Genomic DNA, 17,272 nt, shown 5'->3' on the forward strand with positions numbered 1-17,272 from the left:
CTATTTAAAGCGGTTTTTTAAATTTCAGCGTCATACGGTCGCTTTCACCTATGGCTTTATATTTAGCGGCATCTTGCTCGCCAAGTCTAAGGCTCGGTGGAAGGGTCCATACCCCTTTAGGGTGATCGGCTGTATCAAGAGGGTTTGCATTAATATCGCTTTTTGCTTCAAGTTCAAAACCTGCTTGTTCAGCAAGTGCAATAACTACACTTTGCTTCATATAACCTGATGATTTTTGCATCTCATCATCTTGCTCTTCTGGTAGGCGGTGTTCAACCACACCTAAAGTGCCGCCAGGTTTAAGTGCTTTGTAAAAAGACTTAAACGCATTGCTTGCAGCTTCTTTATCTTTGCTCATGTACCAGTTATGGACATTACGAAAAGTCAGTACCATATCGGCGCTAGCCGCAGGAGCAATATCTAAATGTGTAGAAGGGGCAAACTCAGTGAGTTTAACGTGACTAAAGCGGGCATCTTCAGCGATTTTAGCCTTAAAGCCAGCAAGAGAACGTTGGTAATAACCAACCGATGAATCAGCAGGGAAGTGCGCAGCATAATAGGTGCCTTGCTCTTTCAGCGCTGGCGCTAAAATTTCACTGTACCAACCACCACCTGGGGCAATTTCTACCACGGTCATAGATGGTTTAAAGCCAAAAAATTCGAGTGTTTCTACAGGATTGCGGTATTGATCGCGCTCACTGCTACGCTCGCTTGCTTTAACTGCATTTGTTAATGCTGAGTCGTGGCCATGGTTGTGTGCCAATACCATTGTTGAGCTTAATGACAGTGTGGCAACCAGTAGAGATTTTAGTGCAAATTTCATCGTCTAATCCTTCACATTATAATTGTTAGTCATGGTTATAGAATAAGCAGAATACGTGAATTTGGTGCAAACAAAAAGAGCTAACTGAACCCGTTAGCTCTTTATGCGATTAATGACGGAAGTGGCGCATACCGGTAAACACCATTGCCATTCCGGCTTCGTCAGCGGCAGCAATTACTTCTTCATCGCGCATTGAACCACCCGGTTGAATAACCGCGGTAATACCTGCTGCGGCTGCAGCATCAATGCCATCACGGAATGGGAAAAATGCATCTGATGCCATTACCGAGCCTTTTACTTCAAGGTTTTCATCAGCGGCTTTAATACCGGCAATTTTAGCTGAGTAAACGCGGCTCATTTGGCCTGCGCCAACACCAATAGTCATACCGTCGCGGGCATAAACAATGGCGTTTGATTTAACAAATTTAGCCACTTTCCAACAGAACAGTAAGTCTTTAAGTTCTTGCTCAGAAGGCTGGCGCTTAGAGACAACCGTTAAGTCGCCTTGCGTTACCATACCTAAATCACGGTCTTGAATAAGTACACCGCCATTAACACGTTTAATGTCATGGCCTGTGCCTTTAGCAGAGAACTCACCACACTCTAATAAACGTACGTTTTGTTTAGCTGATACTATTTGAGCGGCTTCTGCACTCACGCTTGGCGCAATAATAACTTCGACAAATTGACGTTCAACAATCGCTTGTGCAGTCTTAGCATCAAGTTCTTGGTTAAAAGCAATAATGCCGCCAAACGCTGACGTTGGATCAGTTTTGAAGGCGCGATCGTATGCTTCTAAGATATTTTCGCCAATTGAAACACCACATGGATTAGCATGTTTTACAATAACACACGCCGGTACATCAAATTCTTTAACACACTCAAGTGCGGCATCGGTGTCGGCAATATTGTTAAACGATAATGCTTTACCTTGCAGTTGAGTGGCTGTCGCCACTGACGCTTCAGAGATGTCGTTTTCAACATAAAACGCGGCATCTTGATGCGAATTTTCACCGTAACGCATATCTTGTTTTTTAGTGAATTGCATATTGATAGTACGCGGGAACTTAGTATCGATAGCAGCTTCCTCTGTGTAATCAGGAACCATTTTACCGAAGTAGTTAGCAATCATGCCATCGTACTGCGCTGTATGCTCATACGCTGCAATAGCTAAGTCAAAGCGAGTTTTGTAGGTTGTTGAGCCATTGTTATTTTGCATTTCGCTAATAACACGGTCGTAGTCGCTTGCGTTAACAACAATCGTCACATCTTTGTGATTTTTAGCTGCCGCACGTACCATCGTTGGGCCGCCAATATCGATGTTTTCTATAGCATCTTCAAGGCTGCAGTTTTCTTGAGCGACAGTATTCGCAAAGGGGTATAAGTTAACTACAACGATGTCGATAGCAGAAATATTGTTATCTGCCATTACGCCTTCATCTTGGCCACGACGAGCAAGAATACCGCCATGAATTTTTGGGTGTAGGGTTTTTACGCGACCATCCATGATCTCAGGGTGTCCGGTGTGATCTGATACTTCGGTAACTTTAATCGCATTATCAGCAAGTAGTTTACACGTGCCGCCAGTTGAGAGTATTTCAACACCTTGTGCTTCTAGTGCACGGGCAAATTCAACAATACCGGTTTTGTCTGACACACTTAAAAGTGCGCGACGTATAGGACGATGTGTATCCATTGTAGTTTGATTTCCTCAGTTAATGAGCTAGCTTAGAAGCGCGTATTTTAACTGATTACGACTTAAAAAACGACTTATAACGACCCATAAAGCGTGAGCATTTTGCAATTTCGTTAATAAATTTTACAAATAAAAAAAGCACCCTAAGGTGCTTTTTACTCAAAATACTTTATACCAGCTGTATTGGATTAGTAAGCAATTATAACGACAGAGAAATAAGTCAATAACAAGGCAAAAATTTTGCTGTGTAGTTATTCTACATAAAAAATTTTTAACGCAATTAGGGGCTTATTTAGCTCGTTAGAATGATTACGGTTTCAATATAGCTGGTATCAGTTCATACCGTATTTTTTAAGCTTTTTACGTAAAGTACCACGGTTGATACCTAGTAAAATTGCCGCACGAGTTTGATTGCCACGTGTGTAAGTCATTACTTCTTCAAGCAATGGCGCTTCTAGCTCAGAAAGAACAAGGTCGTAAACGTCTTGCACATCTTGACCGTTAAGCTGCTTTAAGTAGTGGTGAACAGCTTTTTTCACTGCATCACGCAATGGCTGCGGTTTCTCGTGTGACTGAACATGAGGGTTAGTGATAAATGGAGAAGTCACGTTTTGTTCGAACATTATAAAGTCTCTTTCTTTCTTAGTTAGCTGCTAGTGTTTTAAAGTATTGCTCTAATGCGACGACCTGTGCCTCTGAATTGTCGAGCGCATTAAATACTCGCCTAAACTGACCGTCACTGTCATGGGTTTGCAAATACCAAGATACATGTTTGCGAGCGATTCGTGCTCCCATTGGCTCACCGTAAAACATATGGAGGTTGGTTAAATGCTCCATTAAAATACTGCGCACCTCTGCAATAGCAGGTGGCTGCATATGTTCACCAGTTCGCAAATAGTGGTCTATCTCCCTAAATATCCAAGGGCGACCTTGGGCGGCTCGACCTATCATAATGGCATCTGCACCCGTATAGTCCAAAACCTGCTTTGCTTTTTCAGGTGATGTAATATCACCATTAGCAACGACAGGTATCGACACTGAACGTTTTATATCCCTAATTGTGGCGTACTCAGCATCACCTTTATACATACATGCGCGCGTGCGACCATGTACAGCCAGTGATGCAATGCCATAACGTTCAGCTATTCTTGCAATCTCTACACCATTACGGTTGTCCTGATCCCATCCGGTACGGATTTTAAGTGTCACAGGTATATCAACCGCATTTACTACGGCATCAATAATCTCTTCCACGAGTTCTGGAAACTGTAATAAGGCTGAGCCTGCAAGTTTCTTGTTCACTTTTTTTGCTGGGCACCCCATATTGATATCTATGATCTGTGCACCGTTTGCAACATTGAATTGTGCGGCCTGTGCCATAAGCTCAGGGTCTGCTCCTGCAATTTGCACCGCACGTATACCCGACTCACCAGAATGATCCATTCGGTTCATCGACTTTTCGGTTTTCCAAACCTTCGGATTAGACGACAGCATTTCAGACACAGCAAGGCCAGCGCCTAAACGACGACATAGCTGTCTAAATGGTCTGTCCGTTATGCCCGCCATAGGCGCGACAATGACATTATTCTCAAGTTGGTATGAACCGATACGCACGATATTCAATAGGCCTCTTTTCAAGGGGCGCTAAGTTTACGGCTTTTTGGGCAAAAATCAAAGGCTATAAATTGAACAAAAGTGACTTTTTTTTGCTCTTTTCGTATTGACATTTGATAACCGTATGACGAAGCGGTTTATTTGTGTGAATTTTGAACGGTCGTTGTTTTTATAATAAAAAACCTTTATTTTTTATTATGTAAAAAAATAGTAAAGCCTGTTAAATACAGGCTTTAGATACGACTTTTGAGTTAATACTCTAAATTTTTTAATAACGCACTATTATGCTTTTTTAATGCCACTTACTCGGGTCCAATCGCCTTCAATGGCAATTTCATCGAGCTCAATAAAGGGCGCGTATATGTCAGCAACCGATTGAGCTTGCTCTTCTAAAATGCCCGACATAGCAATTTTACCGCCTGGCTTTAATAACCCTAAAATAACACTATGAAGCTCACGAAGTGGTTGCGCTAAAATATTTGCCACTACAATGTCAGCAGTAAACTCAGGTTGATTTTCTGGAAGGTACACTTCAAGCTTGTCAGCAACACCATTGCGATTAGCATTATCTAGGCTTGCTTCCAGCGCTTGTGGGTCAATGTCTATCCCAATCATGCGCTCAGCACCTAATTTTATTGCTGCAATACCCAATATGCCTGAGCCACAGCCAAAATCGACCACGGTTTTACCAGTTAAGTCTTGGCTTTCTAACCATTTTAAACACAGTGCTGTAGTGGCGTGTGTACCAGTACCAAAAGCAAGACCAGGATCAAGTAGTACATTGACTGCGTCTGGGTCTGGAATGTCGCGCCAGCTTGGACAAATCCAGAGTTTTTCGCCAAATTGAATAGGGTGAAAGTTATCCATCCACTCACGTTCCCAGTCTTTATCTTCGAGTTGCTCAATTTTGTAAACTAAATTGTCTTTTAGCTCATCATGGCGTTTTAATAACGCAACCACTGCGTTCATATCGTGATTAGCTTCGAACAAGCCAATTACTGTGGTGTCAGCCCAAAATACAACAGTGCCAATTTTAGGCTCATAGATAGGCGTGTCTTTAGCATCAATAAAAGTAACAGAAGCACTGCCTGCTTCCATTAATAGGTCACTGACTGCATCAGCAGTTGCAGCATTGGCATTGATACGGATTTGGATCCAAGCCATGTTTATTTCCTTGAAATAGAAAAAAGGCCGCTACAGCGGCCTTTTAAGTTAACTCATAATGTAACGCTAGATTATTTAGCGTCTAAAAAGCTTTTCAGTAAATCAGAGCGAGAAGGGTGACGTAATTTACGCAGTGCCTTCGCCTCAATTTGACGAATACGTTCACGTGTTACGTCAAACTGTTTACCTACTTCTTCTAACGTGTGGTCGGTATTCATATCAATACCAAAACGCATACGTAGTACTTTCGCTTCACGGGCTGTTAAGCCAGCGAGCACGTCGTTAGTTGCGCCACGAAGAGACTCCATTGTTGCCGAATCGATTGGCGAATCAATAGTCGTATCTTCGATAAAGTCACCTAAGTGCGAATCTTCATCATCACCAATTGGTGTTTCCATTGAAATTGGCTCTTTTGCAATCTTAAGTACCTTACGGATTTTATCCTCAGGCATCATCATGCGTTCAGCTAATTCTTCTGGATTTGGCTCACGACCCATTTCTTGTAACATTTGACGTGAAATACGGTTCAATTTATTGATCGTTTCAATCATATGTACTGGAATACGGATTGTTCTTGCTTGGTCAGCAATAGAGCGCGTAATTGCTTGACGGATCCACCACGTAGCATAAGTTGAAAACTTATAACCACGACGGTATTCAAACTTATCAACCGCTTTCATCAAACCAATGTTACCTTCTTGGATTAAATCTAAGAACTGTAAACCACGGTTGGTGTATTTTTTAGCGATTGAAATTACAAGACGTAAGTTTGCTTCTACCATCTCTTTTTTAGCACGGCGCGCTTTCGCTTCACCAATACTCATGCGACGGTTTATATCTTTAATACGTTCAATGCTTAAGCCTGTGCTTTCTTCCATTGAAGTAAGTTTGCTAATACAGCGAAGTATTTCAGGCTTCACTTCTTCAAGTTTAGCTGAATGCTTTTCGTTTGCTGCAATTTCAATATCAAGCCATGCTGTGTCAGTTTCGTTGTTTGCAAAATGCTTAACAAAGGTTTTCTTTGGCAGCTTTGAAACTTGAACTGCATGCTTCATGATAAGACGTTCTTGAACGCGAACTCTGTCCATCATTTCACGCATGTTATTAACCATGCGATCAAACTGTTTAGGCACGAGTTTAAAGGTTCTGAACAGCTCACCGATTTCTAAAATAGCGGCTTGAGACTCTGGATGAGAGCGACCTTTCTTATCGAATGTTTCACGTGCTTTGGTGTATAAATCACGTAAATTTTCGAAATGGATGCGCGCTTCTTCAGGATCTGGACCTGTATCGACTTCTTCTTCGTCTTCATCATCGCTGTCATCGTCATCATCGTCGCTGTCATCAAGCTGTTTTTCACTTAATTCAGAACCAATGTTGGTGGCAGCAATAGGTGGTGCTTCTTCTGCATCAGGATCGAAAAAGCCAGAGATAATATCGCTAAGGCGCATCTCTTCTGCTTCAAACTTATCCCACTGTTCAAGTAGGTAAGTGATCGCTTCTGGGTATTCAGCAACCGAAATTTGAACTTGGTTAATGCCTTCTTCAATGCGCTTAGCGATAACAATTTCGCCTTCACGGGTAAGAAGTTCAACAGTACCCATTTCACGCATATACATGCGAACAGGGTCAGTTGTACGGCCAATTTCTTTTTCTACAGTAGCAAGGGCTGCAGCGGCAGCTTCCGCTGCGTCTTCGTCTGTCGTGGTTTCTTGCATCATTAATTCATCGGCATCAGGCGCGTTTTCGCTAACCTTGATACCCATGTCATTAATCATGCTAATGATATCTTCTACTTGATCTGAGTCGATAATATCTTGTGGAAGGTGATCATTAACTTCTGCAAAAGTTAAGTAACCTTGCTCTTTACCTTTTTGAATCAGAAGTTTTAATTGTGACTGAGGAGTTGGATCCATAGAGATTGTTTCTTCCACTCTGATAAGTTGATACAACAGGCGTCATCATGGAGTTTGCTCAAAGGCTAACCAGAATAATGTGACGCAGTGAATAGCACAGTATAACAGCCTAAATCAAATCTGACTAGGGTCTGTTGGTCTTTCAGGATTAAAGTTTGTTCAATCCAAGGGTGGTTTAATCGCGGCGCGAGGTTTGTAACCTAGTGGGCTAAGTAAAAACCGAACAACAAAGAGTAAACCTCCCTTGGGTCGAACCCAAAGGGCAGCGCGTGTTTGGCATTTATGCTGCGTTATCGCCTATTTATGTGAAATAACCACACTACATAGGCTCTGCCTTGTCTAAATACCAAACACACTGCTGTAAACTTAACCTCGAAAGATAAACAGACCCTAACTATTAGTCGTTTTTAACGCTGTCATTAGTAAATGACATTCTAGTCGTTCGTCGCTATTTAGGCCCTGTGTCTTGTCTTTTATTAATAGGGTCTCTAGTCGATGATTTAAACACTGATCTTCAATAAATTTGAAAGTATTTTGAAAAACAGTCTCTAAACGCTCTTCATTTATTTGATGTTGCCATGTCGCTAACTTAGTTAATGGCTCGTAGTCATCGGTGCCCCGAAATGATTCAAGAATTTGTGCGGTGGTAATGCCATCTTTTTGTAATGCTTGATGTTGTAGTCGCAATAATAAGCCAATACCCGCAATATTCATTTGAGCTAAATCGGGTAAATAGGGCACACTTTTAGCCAAGTTAGGGTGCTGAATTAAAATCCCTATTGCTTGGCGCATGGGTGTAATTTTAAATTTTCGTTCAATTGCTTGCTGCTGTTTTGGCGTTTTTAAGTGATTATTAAGTTGCTCACGGGTACGGCCAATCAATCGCCCAAGTTGCTCTAGGATATTTTCTTGGTAAAACTCACTTGGGATCTTTTCAATCAGGGGCAGTGCCGCACTGAGTAACTTAGCCTTACCGGAATCTAGTGTTAAATCAATCTCTTTACTTAGTTTATTAAACAGCACTTTAGTGAAGTCATCTGCGTTTTCAAGGCGTTGCTCAAAAGCTGCTTTACCTTCTTGTTGTACGAGTGAATCAGGGTCTTCACCATCGGGTAAAAATACAAAATGCAGTGCTTTGCCATCGTTTAAGTAAGGCAACGCATTTTCGAGTGCGCGCCACGCAGCATCTTTACCTGCACGGTCACCATCGTAACAACAAATAACTTTATCTGTGGTTCTAAATAAAGTGTGCATGTGCTCGCTGGTTGTCGCTGTACCAAGGGCTGCTACGGCATATTCAATACCTTGTTCTGCCAGCGCTACTACGTCCATATAACCTTCTACAATCAGTACATGGTCAAGCTTCTTGTGTGCTTGTTTAGCTTCATAAAGGCCATAAAGTTCAAAGCCCTTATGAAATATGCGTGTCTCCGGAGAGTTTAAATATTTAGGCCCTTGATCGGCTTTCATTACTCGCCCACCAAAAGCAATAACGCGGCCGCGTTTATCACGAATTGGAAACATTAAGCGATCACGGAAAAAGTCGAACTGTTTGCCTGGGGTTTTCTCAGATGCGAGTTTAAGCTCAACTAATTGTTCTTTTTGTTCTTGGTTTCGCCCAAGTTGTTGGCAGAGCCCTTCCCATTCGCTGGGCGCATAACCTATCATAAACTTTTTAACGGTTGCACCACTTAAACCGCGACCTTTAACGTAATCGATTACCGCTTCAGAGTTACTGTGATGTTTTAACTGATGTTGATAAAAGCGTGCTGCATGCAGCATTAGATCATAGTCTGAACGTTTTTGTGCCGCTGTGCGCTCTGGTCCATTACTGCTCCCTTGTTCGCGAGGAACATCAAGGTTAAGTAAACTGGCTAGTTCTTCAATTGCATCAACAAACTCGAGTTTGTCATACTCCATAACAAACGAAATAGCGTTGCCGTTAGCGCCACAGCCAAAGCAATGATAAAACTGTTTATCTTGCGATACGGTAAATGAAGGCGACTTCTCATTATGAAAAGGACAGCAAGCTTGATAGTCTTTGCCCGCTTTTTTCAACCCTACCTTTGAGTCAATCAGGTCGACAATATCGGTTCGTGCCAATAAATCATCGATAAAGTTGCGTGGGATCTTTCCAGCCATTGTTTAAAGTACAGCCCTAAGATAAATAGAAAAGTGATGAAAACGAATTATAATACGCAAAGATTTGAACACAAATGCATAATTTTTTGAAGTACAAAATATCTAAACGAAGAAACCGAGCTCAAGGCTCGGTTTACTTCAATCATACTAAATGTATGTGGGGGTATTAGGCAGTTAATCGTTGCTTAATTAAACCTGAGATTTTGCCCATATCGGCACGACCTTCGGCTTTGCTTTTGATTATACCCATTACTTTACCCATGTCTTGCATACCTGCTGCGTTAGTATCAGCAATAGCCGCGTCAATGAGAGCAATAATTTCTTCTTCACTCAATTGTTGAGGTAAAAAAGCTTCAAGTGCTGTAATTTCATTGGCTTCAATATCAGCTAAATCATCACGCCCAGCATCTTTGTACTGAGTGTAAGAGTCGCGACGTTGTTTAACAAGCTTCACTATAACGGAGGTAATACCTGCGTCGTCTAGTGTTATTTGCTCGTCAATTTCACGTTGCTTGATTGCAGCAAGTACCATACGAATAGGGTTAAGACGTTGTTTGTCTTTGGCTCTCATCGCATCTTTTTGCGCATCTTTTAGCGTTATTAAAAGGCTCATTTATACAAGACCTAATATATTAGTATAATTTAACGCGACGAGCGTTATCACGAGAAAGTTTTTTCATGTGACGTTTAACAGCAGCTGCTTTTTTACGCTTACGCTCAGCTGTTGGTTTTTCATAGTGCTCGCGACGACGAACTTCTGAAAGGATACCTGCTTTTTCACATGAACGCTTGAAGCGACGAAGTGCTACGTCAAACGGTTCGTTCTCTCTTACTTTAATTACTGGCATTAAAAATTCACCTACCTAAATTATGAGCGTTGCTCAAGTTGATCAAACATTGATCAAGTGGTTCAAAAATGGTGCGGTATTGTAATCCGAAGCAACACCACATGTAAAGGATAATATTAACAGAAACACAGCAGCTAAAACAGTGTTAATTTATATGGCGTTGGTACAGCCTACAAAAAACTTGCCCTGCCTTTTTTTCTTTAATTAACAACCAGTTATTTGGTGCTTTGAACGAAGTTAGCTCGGTTTCTACTTCAACATATATCAATGCTTCTGGGTCGAGCCATTGATTATTTTCCAATAAATCACAGCATGATTGAGCTAAATTTTTGCGAAATGGCGGGTCAATAAAAACCAAATTAAATGTGTCACTGGTGTTTTTTCTCTCTAAAAACGTCAGTGTATTAGTATTAACGACTTGCGCGTTTTGTGCATCAAGCGTCGCAATGTTTTGCTCTAATTGTTTTGCTGCTTGTGAATCAAGCTCTATAAATGTGGTGTGTTTTGCAAAACGCGACAATGCTTCAAATCCCAATCCACCGGAACCGGCAAAGCAATCGAGAGTGTGCGCATCGCGGGTATCGTGCATCAACCAATTAAACACCGTTTCTTTAATTCGGTCGGTTGTAGGACGCAGACCTTGAACATCTTTTACTGGCAGTTTTCGACCGCGAAATTGGCCGCTAATGATTCTAACAACCCCATCAGCTGATTTATGAGTGGTGTTATTTTGTGTGGTTTTTTTTCTCATTTAACTCACTAAAAATTGGTATCTATGATCTAGCTCAGATAATATTGCAATCATATCACGGCGTGTCATTTTTCAACTGCGCTAAAAGTGTTATTATTATGCACCCTCGAGGATAACGTGTTGCTAAAAGCAATTATTTAGGCTTAAAAGCACGCTATCATTATCGTTAGTTTATCAGATTTTTATAAGTGGTTATTAGCAAGTATGGCAAAAAAAAGTAAATTCATGTCGTGGCTCGGTTTTGGCAAGTCAGATAAAAAACAAGCAGAAGCTGATAAACAACAAGCATTAGCAAAAGAGCAGGCAGAAAAAGCCGAACAAGAGCGTTTAGCTGCAGAGCAAGCTGAGGCAGAGCGCTTACAAGCTGAAGCAGAAGCCGAGCGTATAGAACAAGCTCGAATTGCAGCTGAACAAGCTGAAGCAGAACGTTTAGCGCAAGAGCAAGCTGAAAAAGCCGAACAACAAATAGCTGCCGAAAAAGCAGAGACAGAGCGTTTAGAGCAAGAAAAACAGGCGCAAGCACAACGCGCTGCGGCAGCAGAAAAACAAGCGATTGAACAAGCTAACGCTGAGCTATTGGCTAAACAACAGGCAGATGCCGAGCAGCAAAGACAAGAGCAAGCTCAACGTTTAGCAGAGCAAGAAGCGCAAATGCAGTTAGAGCAAGAGCGCATTGCAGCAGAGCAAGCTGAGAACGAGCGTTTAGAACAACAGCGTATTGCAGCAGAGCAAGCTGAGAACGAGCGTTTAGAACAACAGCGTATTGCAGCAGAACAAGCTGAGAATGAACGTTTAGAGCAACAGCGCATTGCAGCAGAACAAGCTGAGAACGAACGTTTAGAACAACAGCGTATTGCAGCAGAAAAAGCTGAGAATGCGCGTTTAGAGCAACAGCGCATTGCAGCAGAACAAGCTGAGAACGAACGTTTAGAACAACAGCGTCTGGCTGCTGAAGAGGAGTCTGAACGCCTAGAGCAAGAGCGACTTACCGCAGAGCTTGCAAAGGAAGAAGCTATAAAAGCGGAAAAACCTAAAAAAGAAGGTTTTTTCTCTCGCCTCAAAAAAGGCTTACTGAAAACACGCGTTAATATTGGTTCTGGCTTTGCCTCAATCTTCAGCGGTAAAAAAATTGACGATGAGTTATTTGAAGAATTAGAGACTCAGTTACTCACTGCCGATCTTGGTGTTGATACCACCATGAAGCTAATCGATAACCTGACCGACGCCGCTGATCGCAAGCAGCTTAAAGATGGTGATGCGCTTTATGAGTTAATGAAGCAAGAAATGGCAACTATGCTGAAAACAGCAGAGCAGCCTTTAGAAATACCAGCAGACAAAAAGCCTTTCGTTATCCTTATGGTAGGTGTAAACGGCGTAGGTAAAACCACCACCATTGGTAAAATGGCGAAACAATTTCAAAACCAAGGTAAATCGGTAATGCTTGCTGCCGGTGATACATTTAGAGCCGCAGCAGTAGAGCAGCTTCAAGTCTGGGGTGAGCGTAATAGTATTCCTGTTATAGCTCAGCACACTGGTGCTGATAGCGCCTCAGTGGTATTTGATGCCTTTCAAGCCGCTAAAGCGCGTAATGTTGATGTGTTAATTGCTGATACAGCAGGGCGCTTGCAAAATAAAGATAACTTAATGCAAGAGCTTGAAAAAATAGCCCGTGTGATGAAAAAAGTAGACCCAGATGCACCGCATGAAGTGATGCTTACAATTGATGCTGGTACAGGCCAAAATGCGATTAGCCAAGTCAACTTATTTAACCAATGTGTAGGTCTAACGGGTATCACACTATCAAAGCTTGATGGCACCGCTAAAGGCGGGGTTATTTTTGCTGTTGCTGATAAGTTTAATATTCCTATTCGTTACATTGGTGTAGGTGAAAGTATTGATGATTTACGCACCTTCAAGAGCGATGACTTTATTGACGCGCTATTTAGCCAAGATGAGGACGACGTTTAATTTACCAAAAGGGAGCCTGCTCCCTTTTTAATTGCAAGGAATACCAATTGCGTTAGGACGTTTAATGAGGTTGGCATAATAAAAAATGATAAATTTTCAGCAAGTAAGTAAAACCTATGCCGGTGGGCATCGCGCGCTTGAAAAAGTGAGTTTTCATATAAAACCAGGCGAACTGGCTTTTTTAACGGGCCACAGTGGTGCCGGTAAAAGTACACTTTTAAAGCTTATTAGCTTGATGGAACGTCCTTCTGCGGGCAATGTGTTTATCAATGGCGTGGATTTAAATAAGTTAAATTCACGACAAATTCCGTATGCACGCCGCGACATTGGTATTATTTTTCAAAATCATCGTCTATTAGAACGATACACGGTATTCGATAACGTTGCTTTGCCCTTAATTATTGAAGGGACTCACCACAAGCAAATTGCCAAGCGTGTGCATGGCGCGCTCGATAAAGTGGGCTTGTTAGATAAAGTACGCTGTCATCCCTCCACACTCTCTGGCGGTGAGCAGCAACGTGTAGGGATTGCACGAGCCATTGTTAATTCTCCTCCTATACTATTAGCTGATGAACCTACCGGTAACCTTGATCCTGAGTTATCAATGGAAATATTACGCCTGTTCGAAGACTTTAATAAGCATGGCACCACGGTTTTAATTGCCACCCATGACTTGGGGTTAGTATCACGAATGAAGTATCGTAGCTTAACGCTTCATGATGGGCGGATGAGCCAAGATCCACTGGCTGAGGGTGTATTATGAGTTTACTGTTCAAAAGCCGTCAAAATAGTAATGATAAACAAAAAAAATCCGTATTCTCTGGCGGTTACTTTTTCATTATTAATATTTTTCGCCAAGGTGTGTACAGTCTTGGGGAAATGTGGCGCACGCCATTAGCCTCTATGATGACCATTGCTGTACTGGGTTTGAGTTTAACGTTGCCCGCAACGTTATATTTAGTGGTTAAAAATGTGCAGCAAGTGAGTAGTGGTTTTGAGCAAGCCAGCGAAATATCCTTGTTTGTAAAAGAGGATATGAGCGAGCAAGAAACGCAAACTCTAGTTAAACGCTTAGCGCTATATCCTGAAATACAACGTGTGACTTTTATTTCTCGCACTGAGGCTTTGGATGAATTTAAAGAAATGTCTGGGTTTGGTCAGGCTTTAGAATACCTAGATAGTAACCCATTACCGAATGTGGTTTTAGTTACACCAACCCAGCGACATAGCCAACCTAATGCGGCTAAGCTATTGCTTAAAAAACTTGAAGGTGAACGCGAAGTTGATTTTGGTAAGCTTGATATTGCTTGGCTTGAACGTTTAAATGCATTACTCAGTTTGCTAAAAGAAAGTGTAATTACGATTGCGCTATTATTACTTACCTCAGTGACGCTTATTATAGGCAACACAATTCGTTTATCTATTATGGATAAAAAAGAAGAAATACAGGTAATGAAGCTCGTAGGGGCAACTAATACCTTTATTCATGCCCCCTTTTTATGGACTGGCATTTGGTATGGCGTGATTGGCGGATTGTTTGCTTTTATTTGCGTAGCATTAATGATGTGGTGGCTATCTGCTGCGGTAAGCAGTGTTGCAGGGGTATATCAAACCAGCTTTACGCTAATAGGGCTTAGCCTTAATGAATTTGGCGCGTTGGTATTGTTGGCCACTAGCTTAGGCTTTATTGGTTCTTACTTATCGGTTAACCGTTACATCTCAGAAATAGAACCCGATAAGGTTTAGGGCCCTAATATAATTCTTAAAACTGTCATGTTTTAAGTTTAAAATTATAAAAAGCCAAAGCAAAAAGATTAATCTTTGCTTTGGCTAAACTAATTCATAGGTTATTCAGTCGCATAGTGTAGACTGACTTAACACTAAAAAAACCACTTGATTTATGATTCAAAAAAGTTTTAAATTCAAGTTAGCACTCTTACTAAAAGAGTGCTAAGATGGTTTCAAATGTTTATCACCGAGGTGAAAAATGAGTAAAGATTTATACGCAATGGCACTTACAGTTGGGCAACAAAGCGCAAGTATGGATGGCTATCTTCAAGCTGTTAGTACTATTCCTATGCTTAAAGTTGAGCAAGAGCAGGAACTTGCAAAAAAACTTCAGGAAGAAGGCGATCTTAGTGCTGCAAAGCAACTCATTATGTCGCATTTGCGCTTTGTAGCGCACATAGCTAAAAGCTACTCGGGTTACGGGTTACCACAAGCTGATTTAATTCAAGAGGGTAACATTGGACTGATGAAGGCAGTAAAACGTTTTGACCCATCAGTGGGTGTACGTTTGGTTTCATTTGCGGTTCATTGGATCAAAGCCGAAATTCATGAGTTTGTGCTTAAAAACTGGCGTATCGTAAAAGTTGCGACAACCAAAGCGCAACGTAAACTGTTTTTTAATCTTCGTAAAAACAAAAAACGTTTAGGCTGGTTTAATCAAGCTGAAGTTAGCACAGTAGCGAGCGAGCTAGGTGTGAGTGAAAAAGAAGTGCGTGAAATGGAGTCGCGTATGAGCGGCCAAGACATGGGCTTTGACTTAACAGGCGACGATAACGACGATGCGCCAACCAGTACTTACTCACCAGTGCAATACTTAACGGATGGTACTGCTGACTTAGCCGATGATATTGAGCAGCAACAATGGCAAGAGCAGTCGCATACGCGATTATTTAGTGCTTTGAAAACCCTCGATGAGCGTTCTCAAGATATCGTTAGCGCACGCTGGTTGTCAGATGATAAAGCAACACTGCAAGAGTTGGCTGAAAAATACAGCGTATCAGCAGAGCGTGTTCGCCAGCTGGAAAAAACAGCAATGAAAAAATTACAAAGCGCGATGAGTTAATCGCACTTATAAAGTTATAAAGCCCTGCATGAAAATGCGGGGCTTTTTTTTAGTTAAAAAAAGAGGTTAACAAAAAGTATCGTCTTTTTTATTTTGCTTACCTCTAGTCACATCTGTATATCTTTTAATTAAATATACCCTAGTTAAAGTTAATGAATAAGTTTGGTTTTAATTTAAATACATGATTTTAGTTTGTTTTTAATTTGGGTATATGAAAATATTCGCGCACCTGAGCGACTTGTTGTTCAAACCGTAGCCTAAATTAAACTGTTAATTACTGTGCTTATTGCCTTTCAATTTCATTTAACGCGAGTATTTACACTCAATATGAACTCATATTCACTAAAGAAAAAGATCTTGCTATCGGTGGTTCTTGCCCTAGCCGTTATTATTGTATTGCTATCGTGGAATAGTTACACCTCTCAAAAAGCGTTACTGTTAAAAAGCAGCATTGATAATGTAAGTCAGTCTGGTAAGCAGCAAGCTGCGAGTATTGAAGATTGGCTAGCTAGTCGTCAGCAGATCATAGAGTCAGTTGCGAGTAAGGTTGAGGGCAATACGCTCAGCACATTACAGCAAGCCCAAGTGTCGGGTGGTTTTCAATTAACTTACTTTGGAGATAGTATCGGGAAAATGACTGACTCTGATCCAAGTATTGATCGAATCGGCTACGACCCGCGCACTCGTCCATGGTATAAACAAGCACAGCTGAAAAATGGCACCGTAATTACCAAGCCTTATTTAGATACTGCGTTTAATCAGTTGGTTGTTTCTATTGCTAAAACCACACAAAGTGGCGTGGTAGCGGGTGATTTATCGATTGAGTCTTTAGTTAATGATGTTAATACTATGTCTTTACCGGCAAATGGGTATGCCATCATGATGCATCAAGATGGCACTGTGATTGCCTATAAAGACACTAAAAAAGTAATGGCAGATATTACGCATATTGACTCGAAAATAAATCACCAATTCATTTTATCTAATAGTCAAAACGGTGAATTTACTCCCCTTTATTTTAAAGATGAAGGGCGCGAAAAACTAATCTGGGGTGAAAATATAAATAATACCGATTGGCAGTTGCTATTTGTACTGGATAAAGAAACCTTAGAGGCACCGTTAATTAGTTTATTAGTAACTCAACTCGTATTAGTCAGTGTGGTACTTTTATTGAGCGTGTTGGCTATTTCATGGTTATTAAGTGTGTTGCTTGCGCCGTTAAGCCGAGTATCTCAAGCGTTATCAACAATTGCTGATGGTAACGGTGATTTGACCCAGCGTATTAGTGTTGATACACAAGATGAAGTTGGGGTACTGGCTGATAGTTTTAATCGCTTTGTAAGCAGCCAGCATGAGCTTATAAGCCATATTCGCCAGTTAGCTACTGATTTAGATTTTGATGCAGAGAAAAGCTTAATCACCCACGGCTAGCGCATTTTAATCCCAGACTCTAACAGGGTTGAGCGGTAATCATCGTCTAGCCCTGCCATTTTCTTTTT

The 17,272-nt window shown here is 41.3% G+C and carries 14 protein-coding genes and 1 pseudogene; 5 read left to right on the forward strand and 10 right to left on the reverse strand.

Features of this window, described 5'->3' with window-relative positions; all coding sequences use genetic code 11:
- Positions 1–4: 4 nt before the first annotated feature.
- The 10 genes from MTN97_RS09290 to rsmD all read right to left on the reverse strand — a co-directional run bounded on the left by MTN97_RS09290 (position 5) and on the right by rsmD (position 10,954).
- Positions 5–823 carry a class I SAM-dependent methyltransferase gene (locus MTN97_RS09290; protein ID WP_036980256.1) on the reverse strand — a complete coding sequence of 273 codons (819 nt, stop codon included), beginning with the start codon at positions 821–823 and terminating at the stop codon, positions 5–7.
- 109 nt (positions 824–932) lie between these two features.
- On the reverse strand, positions 933–2,519 hold the full coding sequence (gene purH, locus MTN97_RS09295; RefSeq protein ID WP_248474253.1) for a bifunctional phosphoribosylaminoimidazolecarboxamide formyltransferase/IMP cyclohydrolase: 1,587 nt from the start codon (positions 2,517–2,519) through the stop codon (positions 933–935).
- 332 nt (positions 2,520–2,851) lie between these two features.
- Positions 2,852–3,142 carry a DNA-binding transcriptional regulator Fis gene (fis, locus tag MTN97_RS09300; RefSeq protein ID WP_002957804.1) on the reverse strand — a complete coding sequence of 97 codons (291 nt, stop codon included), beginning with the start codon at positions 3,140–3,142 and terminating at the stop codon, positions 2,852–2,854.
- Between the two features lie 19 nt (positions 3,143–3,161).
- The gene (dusB, locus tag MTN97_RS09305; RefSeq protein ID WP_171034673.1) at positions 3,162–4,133 is read right to left on the reverse strand and encodes a tRNA dihydrouridine synthase DusB; all 972 of its coding nucleotides are present in this window, start codon (positions 4,131–4,133) and stop codon (positions 3,162–3,164) included.
- A 282-nt stretch (positions 4,134–4,415) separates the two neighbouring features.
- Positions 4,416–5,297 (reverse strand): 50S ribosomal protein L11 methyltransferase, encoded by an 882-nt coding sequence (gene prmA / locus MTN97_RS09310; RefSeq protein WP_008114871.1) that lies wholly within the window; start codon positions 5,295–5,297, stop codon positions 4,416–4,418.
- A 71-nt stretch (positions 5,298–5,368) separates the two neighbouring features.
- Positions 5,369–7,213 carry an RNA polymerase sigma factor RpoD gene (gene rpoD, locus MTN97_RS09315; protein WP_028835594.1) on the reverse strand — a complete coding sequence of 615 codons (1,845 nt, stop codon included), beginning with the start codon at positions 7,211–7,213 and terminating at the stop codon, positions 5,369–5,371.
- A 390-nt stretch (positions 7,214–7,603) separates the two neighbouring features.
- On the reverse strand, positions 7,604–9,355 hold the full coding sequence (gene dnaG, locus MTN97_RS09320) for a DNA primase (RefSeq protein ID WP_248474254.1): 1,752 nt from the start codon (positions 9,353–9,355) through the stop codon (positions 7,604–7,606).
- A gap of 166 nt (positions 9,356–9,521) precedes the next feature.
- Positions 9,522–9,968, reverse strand: a complete 447-nt coding sequence (locus MTN97_RS09325; protein ID WP_016899740.1) for a GatB/YqeY domain-containing protein — start codon at positions 9,966–9,968, stop codon at positions 9,522–9,524.
- A 19-nt stretch (positions 9,969–9,987) separates the two neighbouring features.
- On the reverse strand, positions 9,988–10,203 hold the full coding sequence (gene rpsU, locus MTN97_RS09330) for a 30S ribosomal protein S21 (RefSeq protein ID WP_002957797.1): 216 nt from the start codon (positions 10,201–10,203) through the stop codon (positions 9,988–9,990).
- Between the two features lie 145 nt (positions 10,204–10,348).
- Entirely contained in the window at positions 10,349–10,954 is a 606-nt protein-coding gene (rsmD, locus tag MTN97_RS09335; RefSeq protein ID WP_248474255.1) for a 16S rRNA (guanine(966)-N(2))-methyltransferase RsmD, read from the reverse strand.
- Between the two features lie 204 nt (positions 10,955–11,158).
- Here rsmD and ftsY point away from each other — a divergent pair, with 204 nt between their 5' ends.
- The 5 genes and pseudogenes from ftsY to MTN97_RS09360 form a co-directional block, all read left to right on the forward strand.
- Positions 11,159–12,922 carry a signal recognition particle-docking protein FtsY gene (gene ftsY, locus MTN97_RS09340; RefSeq protein WP_248474256.1) on the forward strand — a complete coding sequence of 588 codons (1,764 nt, stop codon included), beginning with the start codon at positions 11,159–11,161 and terminating at the stop codon, positions 12,920–12,922.
- An 85-nt stretch (positions 12,923–13,007) separates the two neighbouring features.
- Positions 13,008–13,685, forward strand: a complete 678-nt coding sequence (gene ftsE, locus MTN97_RS09345) for a cell division ATP-binding protein FtsE (protein ID WP_013465956.1) — start codon at positions 13,008–13,010, stop codon at positions 13,683–13,685.
- Positions 13,682–14,668, forward strand: coding sequence for a permease-like cell division protein FtsX (gene ftsX / locus MTN97_RS09350; protein ID WP_036980252.1), 987 nt, complete (start codon positions 13,682–13,684; stop codon positions 14,666–14,668). The genes ftsE and ftsX overlap by 4 nt, the downstream gene beginning before the upstream one ends.
- Before the next feature lie 241 nt (positions 14,669–14,909).
- On the forward strand, positions 14,910–15,773 hold the full coding sequence (rpoH, locus tag MTN97_RS09355; protein WP_016899742.1) for an RNA polymerase sigma factor RpoH: 864 nt from the start codon (positions 14,910–14,912) through the stop codon (positions 15,771–15,773).
- Positions 15,774–16,100: 327 nt separating this feature from the next.
- Positions 16,101–17,195: pseudogene (locus MTN97_RS09360) on the forward strand (cache domain-containing protein); the annotation flags it as partial.
- Positions 17,196–17,272: the final 77 nt, after the last annotated feature.

It is taken from the genome of Pseudoalteromonas sp. 2CM36K, from assembly GCF_023161865.1.
Taxonomy (GTDB): Bacteria; Pseudomonadota; Gammaproteobacteria; order Enterobacterales; family Alteromonadaceae; genus Pseudoalteromonas; species Pseudoalteromonas tetraodonis.